Annotated in this window: 17 protein-coding genes; 9 read left to right on the forward strand and 8 right to left on the reverse strand. The window is 66.4% G+C overall.

What is annotated here, in order from left to right; all coding sequences use genetic code 11:
- Window positions 1-36: 36 nt before the first annotated feature.
- The 5 genes from ArtHe_RS12725 to ArtHe_RS12745 all read left to right on the forward strand — a co-directional run bounded on the left by ArtHe_RS12725 (window position 37) and on the right by ArtHe_RS12745 (window position 6,615).
- Complete coding sequence (locus ArtHe_RS12725; RefSeq protein ID WP_248317280.1) at window positions 37-1,017, forward strand: AraC family transcriptional regulator; 981 nt, start codon at window positions 37-39, stop codon at window positions 1,015-1,017.
- A gap of 172 nt (window positions 1,018-1,189) precedes the next feature.
- A complete protein-coding gene (locus ArtHe_RS12730; protein ID WP_248317281.1) occupies window positions 1,190-2,314 on the forward strand; it encodes a sugar ABC transporter substrate-binding protein in 1,125 nt (374 codons plus the stop codon).
- 94 nt (window positions 2,315-2,408) lie between these two features.
- The gene (locus ArtHe_RS12735; protein WP_248317283.1) at window positions 2,409-3,986 is read left to right on the forward strand and encodes a sugar ABC transporter ATP-binding protein; all 1,578 of its coding nucleotides are present in this window, start codon (window positions 2,409-2,411) and stop codon (window positions 3,984-3,986) included.
- A gap of 48 nt (window positions 3,987-4,034) precedes the next feature.
- On the forward strand, window positions 4,035-5,090 hold the full coding sequence (locus ArtHe_RS12740; RefSeq protein ID WP_066302790.1) for an ABC transporter permease: 1,056 nt from the start codon (window positions 4,035-4,037) through the stop codon (window positions 5,088-5,090).
- A gap of 67 nt (window positions 5,091-5,157) precedes the next feature.
- Window positions 5,158-6,615, forward strand: coding sequence for a benzaldehyde dehydrogenase (locus ArtHe_RS12745; protein WP_248317284.1), 1,458 nt, complete (start codon window positions 5,158-5,160; stop codon window positions 6,613-6,615).
- An 82-nt stretch (window positions 6,616-6,697) separates the two neighbouring features.
- Here the strand turns inward: ArtHe_RS12745 and ArtHe_RS12750 are convergent, their stop codons facing one another.
- The 4 genes from ArtHe_RS12750 to ArtHe_RS12765 form a co-directional block, all read right to left on the reverse strand.
- A complete protein-coding gene (locus ArtHe_RS12750) occupies window positions 6,698-7,156 on the reverse strand; it encodes a carboxymuconolactone decarboxylase family protein (protein WP_248317285.1) in 459 nt (152 codons plus the stop codon).
- Window positions 7,153-7,473, reverse strand: a complete 321-nt coding sequence (locus ArtHe_RS12755) for a GNAT family N-acetyltransferase (RefSeq protein ID WP_248317286.1) — start codon at window positions 7,471-7,473, stop codon at window positions 7,153-7,155. The genes ArtHe_RS12750 and ArtHe_RS12755 overlap by 4 nt, the downstream gene beginning before the upstream one ends.
- A gap of 19 nt (window positions 7,474-7,492) precedes the next feature.
- Complete coding sequence (locus tag ArtHe_RS12760; protein ID WP_248317287.1) at window positions 7,493-8,482, reverse strand: pirin family protein; 990 nt, start codon at window positions 8,480-8,482, stop codon at window positions 7,493-7,495.
- Window positions 8,483-8,603: 121 nt separating this feature from the next.
- Window positions 8,604-9,263, reverse strand: coding sequence for a biliverdin-producing heme oxygenase (locus tag ArtHe_RS12765; RefSeq protein WP_248317289.1), 660 nt, complete (start codon window positions 9,261-9,263; stop codon window positions 8,604-8,606).
- A 288-nt stretch (window positions 9,264-9,551) separates the two neighbouring features.
- Between ArtHe_RS12765 and ArtHe_RS12770 the strand changes: the two genes are divergently transcribed.
- The 4 genes from ArtHe_RS12770 to ArtHe_RS12785 all read left to right on the forward strand — a co-directional run bounded on the left by ArtHe_RS12770 (window position 9,552) and on the right by ArtHe_RS12785 (window position 13,281).
- The gene (locus ArtHe_RS12770) at window positions 9,552-10,088 is read left to right on the forward strand and encodes a dihydrofolate reductase family protein (protein ID WP_066302779.1); all 537 of its coding nucleotides are present in this window, start codon (window positions 9,552-9,554) and stop codon (window positions 10,086-10,088) included.
- A gap of 143 nt (window positions 10,089-10,231) precedes the next feature.
- The gene (locus ArtHe_RS12775; RefSeq protein ID WP_066302777.1) at window positions 10,232-11,053 is read left to right on the forward strand and encodes an alpha/beta hydrolase; all 822 of its coding nucleotides are present in this window, start codon (window positions 10,232-10,234) and stop codon (window positions 11,051-11,053) included.
- 17 nt (window positions 11,054-11,070) lie between these two features.
- Window positions 11,071-12,645, forward strand: a complete 1,575-nt coding sequence (locus ArtHe_RS12780) for an ATP-binding protein (protein ID WP_066302775.1) — start codon at window positions 11,071-11,073, stop codon at window positions 12,643-12,645.
- A gap of 225 nt (window positions 12,646-12,870) precedes the next feature.
- Entirely contained in the window at window positions 12,871-13,281 is a 411-nt protein-coding gene (locus tag ArtHe_RS12785; RefSeq protein ID WP_282568729.1) for a GtrA family protein, read from the forward strand.
- Between the two features lie 28 nt (window positions 13,282-13,309).
- On the opposite strand, the gene ArtHe_RS12790 is transcribed toward ArtHe_RS12785, so the two are convergent.
- The 4 genes from ArtHe_RS12790 to ArtHe_RS12805 all read right to left on the reverse strand — a co-directional run bounded on the left by ArtHe_RS12790 (window position 13,310) and on the right by ArtHe_RS12805 (window position 16,854).
- Window positions 13,310-14,146, reverse strand: coding sequence for a glucose 1-dehydrogenase (locus ArtHe_RS12790; protein ID WP_248317292.1), 837 nt, complete (start codon window positions 14,144-14,146; stop codon window positions 13,310-13,312).
- A 102-nt stretch (window positions 14,147-14,248) separates the two neighbouring features.
- Window positions 14,249-14,971 carry an ATP-binding cassette domain-containing protein gene (locus tag ArtHe_RS12795; protein WP_248317296.1) on the reverse strand — a complete coding sequence of 241 codons (723 nt, stop codon included), beginning with the start codon at window positions 14,969-14,971 and terminating at the stop codon, window positions 14,249-14,251.
- A 146-nt stretch (window positions 14,972-15,117) separates the two neighbouring features.
- Entirely contained in the window at window positions 15,118-16,416 is a 1,299-nt protein-coding gene (locus tag ArtHe_RS12800; RefSeq protein ID WP_248317297.1) for an MFS transporter, read from the reverse strand.
- Between the two features lie 69 nt (window positions 16,417-16,485).
- Window positions 16,486-16,854 carry an L-rhamnose mutarotase gene (locus ArtHe_RS12805; RefSeq protein WP_248317303.1) on the reverse strand — a complete coding sequence of 123 codons (369 nt, stop codon included), beginning with the start codon at window positions 16,852-16,854 and terminating at the stop codon, window positions 16,486-16,488.
- Between the last annotated feature and the right edge of the window lie 71 nt (window positions 16,855-16,925).

Below are 16,925 nucleotides of genomic sequence, written 5' to 3' on the forward strand. Positions count from 1 at the left end.
CCGCCTGGAGGTGCCGCCGTGCCGATGCCCAGCCCCATGACGGATTCCGGATTTCCCGGCGCCGCCCGCCCGGACACCGGCCGGACCAGCCGCTTTTCCACCGCTCAGGCACCGCTGGATGCACGGCTGGACCTCTGGGAGGAATACAACGAACTGGCACTGTTCGGGCTGCGCTGCAGCACCCTTTCGGAGCGCAGCCTGCTGGCCACCCAGACCAACCTGGAACTGCCCCGTATCCGGCTGACGCACATCAGCGGTAATGACCACGTGATCGAACGCGCACCGGAGAATATCCGCCGAAACCCTGTCGACGCCGTGATGCTCTGCCTGCTGTTGGAGGGAAAGGCATTTTTCTACCACGACGCCGGCTGCGAGACCCTGGCGGCGGGGGAAGCCGTGGTCTACGACGCGAACCGTCCCTTTATGTACGGATTTTCCACGGACATGCGGCAGGTGATCGTCGAGGTGCCGAGGGATGTGCTGCGCGAACGTTCCGTCCGGGAGGAGTATTTCCGGCCCCGGGTCCTCCGCATCAGTGGATCGCCGGCTGCCACCCATGCAAAGACCACGGCGAACGCCGCGTTGGCGGCTTTCCGGGATCCAGTCGCAGATACCGATGAGCTGGAGCAGAGCGTGCTGGAAATGTTCTCGATCATTACCGGCGAACCGGGAGCTTCCCCTTCCCTCGCCTACCTCGCCGCTGCGCGTGACCACATCCGCGCACATCTGGGCCGTCCGGATCTGTCTCTCGCCCGGGTTGCCCGCGCAGTTGGTATCAGTGAACGGCACCTGACCCGGGTCTTCGCGGAGGCCGGTACCAGCCCGGCCAAGTACGTGCTGGAAAACCGGCTGGCCCGCGCCCAGGAACTGCTGGGCGACCCTGCCCACGCTGCCACGCCGATCGCGGAGGTAGCCGCCTCGGTGGGCTTCGTTTCCGCCGCACACTTCTCGCGGTCCTTCCGGCAGCATTTCGGCTGCACTCCCCGGGATGCCCGCGGAGCCCTGACTGGCCTTTAGGCCAGGGGTGCGCCGACTGGAGTCTCGGGTCCCGCTAACACAGCCCGGCGAAACGTTGCCGGATCCGGACATCGCCTTGCCTGATCAGGACAGCCGCTACAGCAGGAGCAGACACCCCGGAGACAGTGGGAGCTACATCACATCCAGTGTCATTCCGAAAGGCTCCGGACCCATGAAAACCACTCCCCGCTACCTGCTTGGGCTGCTCGCTGTCCCGGCGCTGGCACTCTCACTCGCCGCCTGCGGAGGTTCCGGCGAGACTGATGCCGCGCCGGCCGCCGCCGAAACGGGTTCCACGTCCGTTGATACCGCGGCCCTCGAGGCTATGCTCACCGACTTCCAGAAACCCCTCAAAGAAGAGGTCCCCACGGAGTCACCGGCCATCGCCGAAGGTAAGAGCGTCGTCGTCATCCCCTGCACCTACGCTTCTGAAGCCTGTGCCCGCGGCGCCGACGCAGCCATGGAAGCCGCCGCGTCCCTCGGCTGGGAAACCCGCATGATCGATCCGGGCGGAAACCCGGAAAAGGCCCGCCAGGCCATCGACCAGGCCATCCAGCTCGATGCCGACGGCATCATCTTCACCGCGGCCGTCGCCGACCAGATCGATGCTTCGCTGCAGCAGGCCCGCGACGCCGGCATCTTCCTGGTCAACAGCATGTCCCCCGCCGATGACCGCTTCGATGTGGAGGTCGTGCCGGACGAGGATGTCTCCGGCAAGATGATGGCCGCCGCCATCGCGCAGGACAGCGGCGGAACGGCGAAGATCCTGGTCACCACGGACCCGGCCTTCCCCTCCATTACGGCCCGCACCGAGGCGTTCACCAAGTGGCTGCCCGAACTCTGCTCCGAGTGCGAGATCGTCGAAACCCTTGAAACGCAGATGTCCCAGCTGCAGTCCGGACTGCCGCCGCAGATCCAGGCAACACTGACCGCTAACCCGGACATCAACTACATCTGGACGCATACCGGTGCCGCCGTGGTTTCCAGCCAGGCCACCGTGGCGCGCAGCGCCAACGGCGACACGATCAAGATGGTGTCCTACGACGGCAACTCCGCCAACCTGGACCTGATCAAGGACGGCAAGAGCCAGTTCGCCGACGTCATCAAGCCGATGGAGCACACCGGCTACCTGTCAGTCCACGAAATGAACAAGCTCTTTGCCAACGGTGCCAGTGGGCACCAGGTGATCGAGATGCCGAAGCGCATGGTGCTGGAAGAGACCCTGCCCGAGCTGCCGTGGACGGGCGACTCCGATTGGAAGTCAGCCTTCACGGCTCTGTGGGAGAACGCGGGCTAGACCCACGGAACCCACGCGGCCGGCCCGGTCTCCGGGCCGGCCGCACCCCTGGTTTTACCGGCATTCCCGCATTCCCACCTTCAGGAGCATCCCCATGGAGCACACCGCCGCCCTGAGCATCCGCGGCATCAGTAAGACCTTCACCGGACAACGGGCCCTGGACGAGGTCAGCCTCGATATCCAGGCCGGCGCCGTGACGGCTCTGCTGGGCATGAACGGTTCCGGAAAGTCGACACTGATCAAGATCCTCGCCGGGGTCTACGCACCGGATCCGGGCGGCACACTGTCCGTCGGGGGCCAGGAGCTTGCCCTGCCGCTCACTCCCGCGGCCGCGCACACAGCCGGCCTGCGGTTCCTGCACCAGGACCTGGGCCTTGTGGACGCGCTGACGATCGCGGATAACTTCGCCCTCTCCGACGGGTTCTTCGCCCGCAGCAGCTTCTCCCCGGTCCGGCTCCGCAAAGAGCACGCCAACGTCGCAGCCACCTTGGAACTGCTGGGAATCAATGAACATCCCGGCAGCCTGGTCGGGGACCTCTCCCCCTCCACCCGCACCATGGTGGGCATTGCCCGTGCCTTTCAGCACCGTTCCGGCAGCGGAGGCGGCGCAGGCAGCCCCAGCGACAGCACCCCGGCCGACGTTGACGCCCTCCGCCGCAATATCCTCATCCTGGACGAGCCCACCGCTTCGCTGCCCGCCCATGAAGCTGACCGGGTACTGGCCCTGATCGACATGCTGCGCAGCCACGGCGGGACCGCGGTCTACGTCAGCCACCGGATCGAAGAGGTGCGGCGCATCGCGGACAACGTGGCTGTGCTGCGCGACGGCCGGCTCGTCGCGGACGAACCGCTGGGAGAGCGCGACGCCGCCGCAGTGGTCTCGCTGGTCATTGGCCGGGAGCTGGAAGCACCAGCCATCCGTCCCGCCGAGGAGCGGGAAGGGGCGGTGCTGCTGGAGGTCCGCGGCCTCTGCGGCCCCCGCCTGGACGGCATCGACCTGGCAGTCCGCGCCGGCGAGATCGTCGGCATCACCGGACTGCTCGGCTGCGGCCGCAGCGAGCTGGTCCGGCTCATCGCCGGCGCCCAGCTGCCAGCCGCCGGAGACATGGTCCTGGCCGGCAAGCCGTACACCCCGGGATCGGCCGCGGACGCCATTACCGCCGGAGTAGCCTGCGTTCCGCAGAACCGCCGGCGCGACGGCGTCGTCCTGGATCTGGGGGTCGGCGAGAACCTGACCCTCGGGCGCCTGGGCCGTTACACCCGGGGGCCGGTGCTGAACCGGGCGGCGGAGAAGGCAGCCGCCGAGGATCTTTCCCGCCGCTACCTGGTCAAGGCCGCGTCACTGGCCGCTCCGGTCCGCAGCCTCTCCGGCGGCAACCAGCAGAAGGTGGTGGTGGCCCGTGCTGCGAGCGGCTCCCCGCTGATGCTGCTGCTGGACGAGCCGTCCCAGGGTGTGGACGCGCTGGCCAGGCAGGAAATCAGCCGGCTGCTCAAGGAACTCGCCGACGACGGAGTGGCCATCCTGGTTGCCAGCACCGACTACGACGACTTTGTTGGGCTGGCCGACCGGGTCCTGGTCCTGGACCGCGGCCGGATCGCCACGGAACTCTCCGGCCCGGAGATCACCGAAGACGGCATCGCCCTGGCCTGCCAGACCGGCGCCCCCGCCTAGCCCCAGCCCGCGCCCCACCACTCCACATCCCACCTAGGAGCCCCTACAGTGAACCTCCGCTTCAACCCCGGCGCCCTGATGAAGAACTACGGAATCGTGGTCTTCCTGGTCCTGATGATCACCGTCTTCTCGCTGCTTATGCCAGACACTTTCGCGACCTCAGGCAACTTCCGTCAAATCCTTGCCGACCAGGCGGTGCCTGGCATCCTGGCCCTGGCAGTGCTCCTGCCACTGGCCGCCGGCGAATTCGACCTGTCCGTCGGCGCGAACCTCGGCATCTGCACCATCACCGGAATCGTCCTGGCCGGAGCCGGCCTGCCGCTGCCGCTGGTCCTGCTGGCCACACTCGCCCTCGGGATGCTGATCGGCGCGGTCAACGCGTTTATGACCATCGTCGTCGGGGTCAACGCCTTCATCGCAACCCTGGGCATGGCCACCATCCTGGCCGGTTTCAACCTGCTGCTCACCAACTCCACCCTGATCACCCACTCCTCCGACGGGTTCTCCGCCCTGACCGGCATCCGCCTGCCCGGCGGCCTGCAGGTTGTGGTGTTCTACTTCCTCGCCGCGGCGCTGGCCCTCTGGTTCATTCTGGAACGCACTCCGTTTGGGCGGTACCTGCGGGCTACCGGCATGGGCCGCGACGCCGCCGAGCTCTCAGGCGTCCGGACCAAGCGCTATCTGGCAGCCGCCTTCATTGGAGCCGGACTGCTCGGCGGACTGGCCGGCACGCTGCAGGCCTCACGCGCGGGCAATGCGACGCCGGACCTGGGTCCGGAATTCCTGCTGCCGGCCTACGCCGCCGCGTTCCTGGGCGCCACGGCCATCCGGGCCGGCTACTTCAACGTCTGGGGCACCGTGACAGGTGTATACCTGCTTGCGGTCGGTGCCAACGGACTGGTAATTCTGGGCGCCAAGACCTGGGTTACCAATGTCTTCAATGGCGTGGCCCTCCTGATTGCGGTCTCCGCTGCGACCCTGGTCCAACGCCGCAAAAAGCGGGTGACGCGTCCGGCAGCCACGACGACGACGGCGGACCCGGCGGGAACTCCGCCTGGTCCCGGCGCCGCAGGCCGCGGCCAGGACGCTTCCACCCCTGCCTGACCCGCCACCCGCCACCCGCCACCGACTCAAACTTTATTTTCCACCGCATCTGCATTTAGGAGCAGCCATGACCCTCCTCGCCACTTCCGCCTGGCACGGCAAGATCCACACCGATTCCTGGACGGCCGGGTCCGCCGGTGTCCTGGACGTCGTTGAGCCCGCTACCGGGCGCGTCCTGGGTTCCGTCGGCGCGGCGGACCGTTCTGATGCCCTCGCGGCAGCCACCCGGGCCGCTGCCGCCCAGCGCACCTGGGCCCAGGCCAGGCCGGAGGAGCGTGCCGCCGTCCTGCGCCGGGCCGGGTCACTGTTCGAGGACCACGCCAAGGAGATCCAGGGCTGGATTATCCGGGAAACCGGAGCGGTCGAGGGGAAGGCGGAGCTGGAAACCCATATCGCCGCCAACGAGTGCTTTGATGCCTCCGCCCTGCCGGCGCACCCGGCCGGAGACGTGCTGACCAGCAATGAGGACCGCTGGTCCTTCGCCCGGCGCCGGCCCGTTGGCGTTGTGTCCGTGATTTCCCCGTTTAACTTCCCGCTGATCCTCTCCATCCGGTCCGTGGCCCCGGCGCTTGCCCTCGGCAACGCCGTACTGCTGAAGCCCGACCCCCGCACCAGCATCTCCGGCGGCGTGGCCATCATGCGTATCTTCGAACTGGCTGGCCTCCCCGCCGGTCTGCTGCAGCTGCTCCCCGGCGGGGCCGACGTCGGGCAGGCACTGGTGGAGGCTCCGGAGGTCCGCGTCATCTCCTTCACCGGTTCGACGGCGGCTGGCCGCAAAGTCGGTGAAACGGCAGGCCGCCTGCTCAAGCGCGCCCACCTGGAGCTCGGCGGCAACAACGCCCTGGTGGTGCTGCCCGGGGCGGACCTGGACCTGGCCGCATCAGCCGGTGCCTTCGGCTCCTTCATGCACCAGGGCCAGATCTGCATGTCCACCGGACGCCATCTGGTTCATGAGTCCCTGCTTGAGGACTACGTAGCCAAGCTTTCCGCCAAGGCGAGGGCCCTGCCGGTCGGGGACCCGTGCACCAGCCGGGTGGCCATGGGGCCGATCATCGACGAACGCCAGCGCGACAACATCGACCGGCTGGTGCGGGCAGCCAAGGACGCCGGCGCGCAGATCACCGCCGGCGGAACCTACGAAGGCCTTTTCTACCGCCCCACGGTCATCACCGGGCTCACCCCGGACAACCCCGCCTGGACCGAGGAGATCTTCGGGCCGGTGGCGCCTGTGCTGGGCTTCTCCAGCATCGACGAGGCGGTGGAGCTGGTGAATGCCTCCGAGTACGGGCTTTCCGTCGGTGTGCTGGGAGAGGTGGGGATGGCGATGGATGTGGCCGACCGGGTGGCCTCGGGCAAAGTGCACATCAACGAGCAGACGGTTTCGGACGAGGCCAATTCCCCGTTCGGCGGGATGGGCGCCTCCGGCACCGGATCGCGGTTCGGCGGGGCATCCGCGAACATCGACGCCTTCACGGAGACGCAGTGGCTGACCATGCGCTCCGAAATCGCACCGTACCCCTTCTAGGACCTAGTCCCTGAGCGGGAGACTGCTGCCCGGTTCCGGCCCCAACGGCTGCAACCGGGCAGCAGCTGGCTGAGGACGGTTCTCAGCGCGGTTTAACCGGATGCCCGCTGATGATGGAGACCCGGTTGAAGGCGTTCATCGTCACGACGGCCCAGCTGAGGACGGAAAAATGCTCCGCGCTGAGCAGCGCCTGGTATTCCGCAAAGATGTCCTCGCGGTGCTCGCCGTCGGGCAGCAGCGTCAGGGCTTCCGCCAGCCCCAGGGCCGCCCGCTCGGTGTCGGTGAAAAGCCTGGTGTCCCGCCAGGCGGGCAGCACCGATAGGCGCTGCGGCGTCTCACCTTCCTCCAGGGCCTGCCGGGTGTGCAGGTCCAGGCAGTAGGCGCAGCCGTTAAGCTGCGAGACCCGCAGGTTGACCAGTTCCATCACTTTACGGTCCAGCCCGGCGTCCAGCGCCGCGGCCCGTACCGCCGCCGCGGTGGCGGCCAATGCCTGGTAGACCGGCCGGTTCTGCTTGTCGATAAAAACCCGGTCGCTGCTCATGCCTGCTCCACCTGTTCCTCCACCGAAGGCTCAGTTTCCGGCCAGTCCACAAAACCCTCGTATTCCGGGTGCCGTTTCAGCCAGCCCGCGATATAGGGGCAGTGCGGCACCAGCCGCAGGCCCGCGTCGCGGACGTGCTCGACGGCGTAGCGGGCCAGCCGTCCGGCAACCCCCTGGCCGGCATAGGCATCGGCTACCTCCGTGTGCACGAGGATGCGGCGGCCGGGCCGGTTGCGGTAGGCGGCGAATCCGGCGACCGTCCCGCCGTCGTCGAGCACTTCGTAGCGCAGCTGCGCCGGATTGTCCTGGATCTGCATTCCTTCTGGGCCTTTCGGATTAGCGGCGCGGCCGGAGCCGGGCGTTGGGCAGGGCCGGTGCCGGGAGCGGGGGCAGCGGATCATGGGGGACGGCGGCGAACCGGCTGCCGGGCTCGGCGCCCGGGTGGGTTTCCGCGCCGATGTGCTGCTGCCACTCGCGGCGGTACTGGACGATTTCCTCATGGCTGCGGCCAATGAAGTTCCACCACATCACGATGGTCTCTCCCAGGGGTTCGCCCCCGATGAGCACCACCCGGGCCGGCGCGCCCGCCGGCGCGCTGATCCGCAGGGTCCCGGCCCCGGGAGCCAGATAGGCCAGCTCCGACGGGGCGACGGCGGCCCCTTGGAATTCCAGTGCCCCCGAGTCGGCGAGCAGACCGTATTCAAACCGCGGATCGGCGTCGAGCTCCACCGTGGCACCGGCTTCCAGCAGCAGTTCGGCGCCGAGGATCGGAGAATGGGTCTCCACCGGGGATTCCGAGCCGGCCAGGCTGCCGAGGAAAACGCGCAGTTCCCAGCCCGGACCCCGGACGGCATCCGGAACATAGTGGTCGAAGCGCGGCTCCGTGCCGCGCGCTGCCTCAGGCAGCGCAAGCCAGAGCTGGACGCCGTGAAGGATGCTGACCTCCGCCGGCGAAACCTCGGAATGTGCAATGCCGCGGCCGGCGGTCATGAGGTTCAGTTCCCCGGGCCGCACCATGGCATGGGCCCCGGTGCTGTCGCGGTGTTCAATTTCACCGGTGAAAAGCCAACTGACGGTCTGCAGCCCGGTATGCGGATGCGGCGGGACCACCATACCGCCGGTCCGGGCGACGATGTCTGGCCCGTAGTGGTCCACGAAGCACCAGGCACCGATCAGGCTGCGGCTGCGCTGCGGCAGGGTGCGGCGGACGGGCATGGCACGGGGGCCGCCCAGCGGGACGTCGCGGGGAACGTGGATTTCGACGGCGGAATCGGCGGGTGCGGAGGCGCACTCAACTTCCACCGGAGCCGTTTCGACGTTGCTCATATCTCTACCAACCCTTTCCCTGCTTCAGCTGTTCCTCCACATTACATGCTTATGCATCTAATTGGTGAGGTGCAGCCACATGCACGGGCCCCGGGCTCTGGAACCGCCCGCCGCGGGCGGATTACACGGCGGCGGGAAGCCTGCTCTCCCGGAAGTCGGCCAGGTCCAGGAAAACACTCCGGTTCATTTCAAACGATTCGGCAGCATGAGCCAGGATCCGGTCCTTCTGCGGACGCGAGAAATCAGTGGTGTCCAGCCGTAAACGGTACTGATCCTTGTAGACTTTCGGCTTTTCAATGAGCGGGAAGGCGTAGAAGTTGAGTCCGGCATCCGGGGTGCCGTAGTGCCGCTGCACAAGCCGCTGGATGATCTGACCACCTGAGAGGTCCCCCAGGTACCGGACGTAGTGGTGGGCCAGCAGGAATTCCGCGGCATCCTCTGACTGCCCGCTGAGCCTGTCGGCGTATGCCTTGGCCGCGGGCACGATGTGAATGCGGCCATCAGCGAGCTGCTCTTCCCAATCCGGCCCAAAGTGGAAGTCCATATCCCGTTCCAGGGCCGGAACCCGCTCCAGGCGGGCGTCAACAAAGGGTCCCAGCTGGGGGTGGCCGGCAAACCGGGCCAGCGCGGATTCCAGTGCCCGGTAGATGACCAGACTCTGGGCCAGCAGGTTGCCAACCTCACCCTGATCCATGTTTCCGGCCATCAGCTCCTTCACGAAGCTGGCCTCTTCTGCCTGGGTGTGGGCGAGGGCCGTATGGCTCTTAAGTTCTTCGGACAACAGGACCATGGTTCTCCCCGGGACGGCTGGGCCGGCGCCGAGCGCCGGTCCCAAAGTTAGGTTAGTGATACCTAACTTTGCGGTCCGCTGGCGGGAAGCGTCAAGCAGACCTCGGAATGCGTCGCTTCGTTGCACGGCTGGGGCCGCGTGCGGCCAGCGGCGGCGGCCACACGCGGCCAGCCGAGCGAGTCGCGCCGCAGCGTCCCGGGATCGCCGAATTGGGCCCTCCGGCTGCAAGGAAAGGCCGTCATCTAACCCCGGAACACCGCCGGCGGTTACTCTCGATGCATGGCAAAAGTCATCTATTACGTCGCTTCATCACTGGATGGCTTCATCGCCACTGAGGACAACAACCTGGATTGGCTCCTGACTTTCGGCTTCGAGCCCTTCCAAGAGCACTACGACAGGTTTGTGTCCGGAGTCGGGGCCATCATCATGGGTGCGGAAACCTATGCGTGGCTCCGGTCCGAACAGCCGGACACCTGGGATTACGGCGCCCTGCCCTGCCTGGTGCTGACGCACCGGGACCTTGAACCGCCGCCCGGCAGCGGCGTCCGCTTCGTCCGCGGGGAGGTGCAGGGCATCCTGGACCAGGCTGCCGCACTGGCCCAGGACCGGAACATCTGGGTGGTAGGCGGCGGCAACACCGCCGCCCAGTTTGCTGAGGCCGGCCTGCTGGATGAATTGTGGATCACCTACATGCCGGTGGCTCTGGGCTCCGGACGCCGGCTGCTGCCAGTCACTGCCCCCACCGCCACCATGAGCCTGATCGGCACCACACAGTTCAACGGCGGCGCCGCCGAGCTGCGTTTTGCTGCCCGCTGAACACGGGGAGTGAAGCCCTGGACGGATGGCGGATCCGGTTGTTGCGTGCCGCGCGGATTCGGGTCCCGGATCGACCCCGGAGGTGGCGGTAGAGTTCACACCAGCACCATCTACCACGCACCCGAACAAAGGCCCGCCGTCCCATGACGACAGACGTTCTGTCCCGCAACAATGTCCGGATCCTAGGCAATGAAGCGGGGCCTGTGGTGATCTTCGGCCACGGTTTCGGCTGCGACCAGGAGATGTGGCGCCGGGTCATTCCTTACTTCACCGGCCAGTACCGGGTCGTCACCTTCGACCATGTGGGCTCCGGCGGCTCCGACCTCACCGCCTATGATTCCGCCAAATACTCGTCGCTGGACGGGTACGTCAGCGACCTGCTGGACATCTGCGCCGAGCTGGACCTCCGGGATGCCACCTTCGTGGGCCACAGCGTCAGCGCCATGATGGCCGTGGCCGCCGCGGCTGCCGCTCCGCAGTATTTCTCGGATCTGGTGCTCCTGGCGTCATCCCCCAGCTATATGGACCGCCCGGAAGACGGCTACACCGGTGGCTTTTCCGAAGCCGACATCGACGAACTCCTCGCATCCCTCGACACGAATTACATCGTATGGGCTGCCGCCATGGCCCCCATGATCATGGGCAACCCGGAAAAGCCCGAACTCCACAATGAGCTCGAAGGCAGCTTCTGCCGGCTGGATCCGGCAATCGCCCGGGACTTTGCCCGAGTCTCGTTCCTGTCCGACGTCCGTCCCCTTCTCTCGAAGGTGGAAGTTCCCACCCTGATCCTGCAGTGTTCTTCCGATCTGCTGGCCCCGCCGCATATCGGCGTCTACACCCAGGAGCGCATTCCTGCCAGCACCTTGATGACCCTCAAAGCCACGGGCCATCTCCCGCACGTCAGCGCACCGGAGGAAACAGCGGACGCCATCCTCACCTACCTCGCACGGATACCAGCGGCGTGAAGGAACCATCCCGGGGAGTGGAGCTGACCCAGGCCGCACTCGAACTGGATTACCGGGACCTGTTCCACGGGTCGCCGTCGGGATATATCGTCACACTCGAAGACGGCACCATCGCCGAAGCGAACGAGACTTTCGCGGCGTGGATCGGCCGGCCGCGGGAGGAACTGATCGGCGCAAGCCTGCTGTCCCTGCTCCCGGTGGGCGACCGCATTGTCTACTCAACCCATGCGCTCCCCCAGCTCGGCGTCGGCCGGTCCTTTGCTGAACTTGCAGTCGATTTCCTCGGCCCGGATGGGACCCGCCTCCCGGCCCTGCTTTCCGCCACCCGGCAGCAGGCCGAGGGGAGCCGGCCGGCACTGGACCGGGTGGTGGTGTTCAACGCCCACGAACGCCGGCTCTACGAGCGGGAGCTTGTGGGTGCCCTGCGCGCTGCCGAACGAGCCGAAGCAGCAAGAGCCAGCGCAGAAGCGGACGTCCTTGAGAAGCAGGCGGCACTGCAGGAGAAAGACAGGATCCTGCAGGAAAGCCTGGCGGAAAGCAGGCGCAAGGAATCGCTGCTCCAAACCGTTCTGGACACGGTGGAGGTCGGTGTTTCCGTGGTTGATGAGGAAGGCAACGTCGTTCTCACCAACTCGCGTCAGCGGTTCATCCAACGCCGTGCCCTGCCGGCAGGGAGCACGCAGGCCAACGAATGTGAACTCTTGATCTTCGGTCCGGATCGTGTGACGTCCCTGCCTCCGGAGCTGCGTCCGGTGCGCCGCACCGTGCAGGGCCAGTCCTTTTCCGATCAGCTCGTCTGGTTTGGAAGCGGCGACCAGCAGCGGGCCTTCAGCGTCACCGCCCGGTCCGTGCAGCGGCAGGGCGGTTTCCAGGGCTCCGTGATCGCCTTCAGCGATGTCACCGGGCTGGTAAACGCTGTCGCCGCCAAAGAGGACTTCGTCGCCAATGTGTCGCACGAACTCCGCACCCCGCTGACCTCGATCATGGGCTATCTGGATCTGGCGCTGGAGGACGAAGAGGACGTTCCGGCCCACGTGGCCACCTCATTGAAGGTGGCGCTGCGCAACTCCGAGAAGCTGCTCGAACTGGTCTCGGACCTGCTCTCCGCCGCGGCCGGCCCCAGCAGCATCAAACAGCAATCCTCGGATCTTGCCGATCTGCTCCGCAGCTCCATGACCTCAGCGGCTCCCCGCGCAGAAATCAGCAGGGTCAAACTGATCTCCGATTTCCCCGCGCAGCTGCCGGCCTTCCTTGACCCCCAGCGCATTGGGCAGGTGATCGACAACCTGCTGTCCAACGCAGTGAAATACTCACCCGACGGCGGGCGGGTCACGGTCAGCGCGTGGTCAACCGGAGACAGCCTGCACTTCCAGGTCGCCGATACCGGCATTGGTATGACAGCCGCCGAGCAGACCGAGGTTTTCACCAAGTTCTTCCGCTCCGGTACCAGCCGCAAGGCAGCGATTCCCGGCGTCGGTTTGGGGCTTGTTATCAGCAAGAACATCGTCGAGGCCCATCAGGGAACGATTACGGTCACAAGCGAGGTAGGCCGCGGAACCGTGTTCACGGTTCGTTTGCCGGCAGCGGGCTGATCCCGGCTGTCGCGGCCGCCACGAGGAAGGCACCTGATTTTGTCCGCTCCAGGCGTATGTGAAAGCATCCAAGATGAACCCCGTTTTGTGGTTCCACGGTGTGCAGCATGGGCTGCGGCCGGTCACGGCGCAGCCCATTGCGGCTAGTCCTGGGAAAAGAACTGGTAGCAGAATGAACGGCATTTCGACTTCCCGGAAAGTCCTCCGGAGACTGGGGTCGTTTCCCTGGTAGGCACGGTCGCTTTCCTCGTAGACATCGGGCTGTTCAACCTCCTGGCCGCCGCTGTCCTGGATAACAGCCCGATCACCGCGAAGGTTGTCTCGGTAGCCGTGGCCACGACGATTTCCTGGCTGGGCAGCCGCTACCTGACCTTCCGGCGCACCCGCGGCCGCAGCGTCAGGGCCGAGACCATCCTGTTCGCCCTCACGAACCTCGTCGGCCTGGCGATCGCCGCCGGCTGCCTGTATGTCTCCCACTACCTCCTCGGCTTCGACAGCCAATTCGCGGACAATGTTTCCGGCAACGTCATCGGAGTGCTGCTGGGCAACGTCTTCCGGTACTTTGCCTACCGCTACATCGTGTTCACCGAGCCCAAGGGAACTCCCTCCGGCCAGCGCCAGCGCCAGGACGCCTAGCTCCTTCCGCGGAGAGGGAGCGGGCCCGTCACATTGCCGGCGGTTCCGGGTCCGCGGGCGGGAGCAAAGGAGCTGACGGTGCTTCCGGAGCGGATGGTGCCCGGCCGGGCTCGGAACTCAGCTCCGCCACTTCGTAACGGGCCAGCCCTGCGGTTTCCCCGCCGTCGGCCACAAATTCGGCGCCCGTGGAAAAGCTGGATTCGTCGCTGGCCAGGAACAGGACCAGGTTCGCTATCTCCTCGGGTTCACCCATCCGGTGCAGCGCCACGTGCTCCTGCCCGCCGTCCAGACCTGCGGTCATAGGGGTCCGGACGGCGCCCGGGTGCACCGAATTGACCCGGATGCCGGCCGGGCCAAGGTCAATCGCAACGGACTTCGTCAGTCCACGGACGCCGTACTTCGCTGCCGTATAGCCGGGAAGGTTCTGGTAGCCCTGCAGACCGGCGGTGGAGGAAATATTGATGATGGAGGCACCAGGCGACCGCTTCATCGGTTCGACAGCTGCCTTGATACCCAGGAAAACCCCGGTGAGATTGACGGCAATGATGGTGTTCCACTGCTCCAGCGTGTAATCCTCGATGCTGCCGAAATCCGCGATCCCGGCGTTGTTCACCAGAACATCCACGCCGCCGAACCGTTCCTCTGCCTGGCGGACGGCGTCGGCCCAGCCCTGGGGACTTGTGACATCCAGGTGCACGTAGGCAGCATTGGCACCGATGGCCTCAGCCAGGGCGCGGCCGTCGCCGTCGAGCAGGTCCCCGATGACCACCTGCGCCCCTTCCGCTGCGAGGCGCCGCGCCACGGCGGCACCGATCCCGCGCGCCCCGCCGCTGACAATGGCAGTTTTTCCGCTGACCCGTCCCATCGGACCTCCTTATAAGCCGGCCGCAGGGTGCGGAGTGCTCCTGATCAACAGCCGTCCCTGCACATCCAACTACCCAGCGGTGAGGAAGTCACGGTTTCCCACCTAGAGGTGCCGCAGATACCTCTCCGGTGAGCCCAGGAACGACCGCCAGCTGCTCACCAGGTCGAGGTCCTCCCACGCCCGGCGCCGCAGCCCCCAGGGTCCCAGCTCCAGGATCTCCGCACCGGGCAGCGCGGCGAGCAGGGGCGAGTGGGTGGACAGGATGACCTGCGATCTGCCGTCGGCCAGCAGGCCCTTCAACACTGAGACCAGGCTGAGGCACCCGGAGAAGGACAGCGCTGACTCAGGTTCGTCCAGCACCCACAGCCCGCGGCCCCGAAACCGGTCTGCCGCCAGCGCCAGGAACGACTCTCCGTGAGACATCTCGTGGAAGCGGATGTCCGGCGGGCCCCACCTCGGATTCTCTTCCAGATAGGTGAAGAAGCCGTGCATCGTCTCGGCCCGCAGGAAATACCCTCGGCGGGTGGCCCCCGCGTTCCTGACCACCCGCAGGTGGTCGGCCAGAACGGACTCTGAGGACCGGGTTGTGTGCCGCGCCCCGGTGGATCCGCCCTCGGCGGACAATCCGTAGGCCAGAGCCGCCGCTTCCACGAGTGTCGACTTCCCGGAACCGTTTTCACCCACGAGGATGGTCGCCGGCCCGAGGTCGAGCCCCCGGTCCAGAACCTGCGCAACCGCCGGCAGAACAGCTGGCCAGAGACCGCGCTCCAGCTTATGGGCGGGGTCCTCCTCCAGGCGGCGGATCGGATATCTGTGCAGTGCCATGCGCCCCATTGTTGCAGTCTGCCCAGCAGCGGCAGCCCCAAAGGAAAGGCCTCCGGCCCGGCCGCGGGTGTGAACCCGGGCCGGCCCGGAGGCCCTCGCCGATCTGATTTGAGCTGAGAAGTGCTGAGCCTCCGTGAGTGCTGTGGTTAGACGGCGTCCTGCTTGACCGCTTCGGGAGCCTTGCCGTAACGCTCGGTTTCGATGTCCTCCAGGCTCTTGCCGCTGGTGTTCGGGGCCCAGAGGACACCGATGAGCATGGCGGCGACGAGAGCGCCGATCATGATCATGCCAACGAATGGAACACCGCGTTCGGCCAGCAAAGTGGGGAACCAGTAGCTGAGCAGACCCACGACTATGCGGGCCACGAAGAACAACACGCCCTGGGCGCTGGCCCGGAGACGGGTCGGGAACATCTCGGCGGCCCACAGGGCATAGAAGGCCTGGGCTCCGATGCCGGCTGAGATGCCCCAGAGTGCGGCAAACACGATCAGCACCGGCATGGTGACGTGCGCGAAGACCAGCAGCAGCCAGGCAACAATACCCAGCACCGCCCCAATGCCGTAAAGCAGCCGGCGGTCCACCCGGTCCCCGTACTTCATAAAGCCGAAGTAGGTGGCCGCCACGGTCAGGGTCCACAGAAGCACCTGCAGCAGGTTCTGCTGGATGGCGGATTCGACGCCGGCGGACTCGTACACGCGCGGCATAAAGATGCCCATTTGGCCGGCCACCAGGTTCCAGAGCGCGTAGACACCGGTCAGGAACAGCAGAGCCTTGAGGTTGGTGGCGCTGGTCAGCAGTTCACGGTAGTTGCGGCGCTTGATGCCGCTGGCCTCAGCCGTTTGGCGCTCTGCATCGGACTTCTTCCAGGTGGCCGATTCCGACAGGCCGCGGCGGATCCACCAGGTGACAAAGGCGACGACGAACAGGTGCGCGAAGATGATCCGGCTGCCGGTCAGGCCCAGCGGGACCAGGATCGTGGCGAACAGGAACACCAGCGCCGGGCCCAGAGACCAGGCGAGCTGGGCAGTGCCAACATGCTTGGCCCGGTGTTCGGCGGGGGCTTCCTCCGCGATGTAGGTCCAGGCGACCGGCACGCCGGCGCCGACGGCGATACCGGTCAGGATCACACCGACGATGAGCATCCAGGGTGCCACAGCGAAGATGACCAGCAGGGTGCCGAGCATGTACAGGATCAGGTCATAGGTGTAGATGAACTTGCGTCCGTACCGGTCGCCCAGCGGGCCGCCGATGAGGGCGCCGATGGCTGCACCGAATGCGTTGGCGCTCAGCGCAGCGACCAGCCCGACGACGAGGTTGGTGAACCCGAAGTACTCCTGCCAGAGGGTCAGGCTGGTGGCCAGGGCAATGATCGAGCCGGCCTCGATGTAGTTGGACATGGACACGGCGATGGTGGCTTTCCATCCGCCGAGCTTGGTGGTGCTCATGGCGAGCCTTTCTGCAACGGTGAAGAAGGTGCTGTGAAGCGGGCACGGCTGTGCCCCGGAGAAACGGGTTCAGGAGAGGTGGAAGTACTGCGTCAGCGTCCGAGGTGAGGTGCCTTCGACGAAGTACTGCGCCATCTCCGTCTGCCATCGGGTATTGACCGGATGTGCATCCATCAGCTGCTGGGTGGCCGTGGCGTTCTCCGCCTCGAAATAGCCCACAACCAGGCCGTCTTCCGGGCGGAGGAACAGCGAGTAGTTCCGCCAGCCCGTTTCCCGCAGGGCGTCCAGCATTTCCGGCCAGACCCGCTGGTGGACCTCGACGTACTCGGCCAGCCGCTCCGGACGGATGTGCAGCAGAAAGCATCCGCGGGTGCGGGTGGTCTCATCAGGAAGCCGGACCAGCTCCTGCAGCTCAGCCGTGGATGGGGAAGAGCCCATGCATCACTCCTTCGTAATGTGGCGGGTCCGGGAGGACCTTCGCACCTGTGGCGGCAGCAGATCGCCACCCC

It is taken from the genome of Arthrobacter sp. Helios (assembly GCF_023167125.1).
In the GTDB taxonomy this organism is placed as follows: domain Bacteria; phylum Actinomycetota; class Actinomycetes; order Actinomycetales; family Micrococcaceae; genus Arthrobacter_B; species Arthrobacter_B luteolus.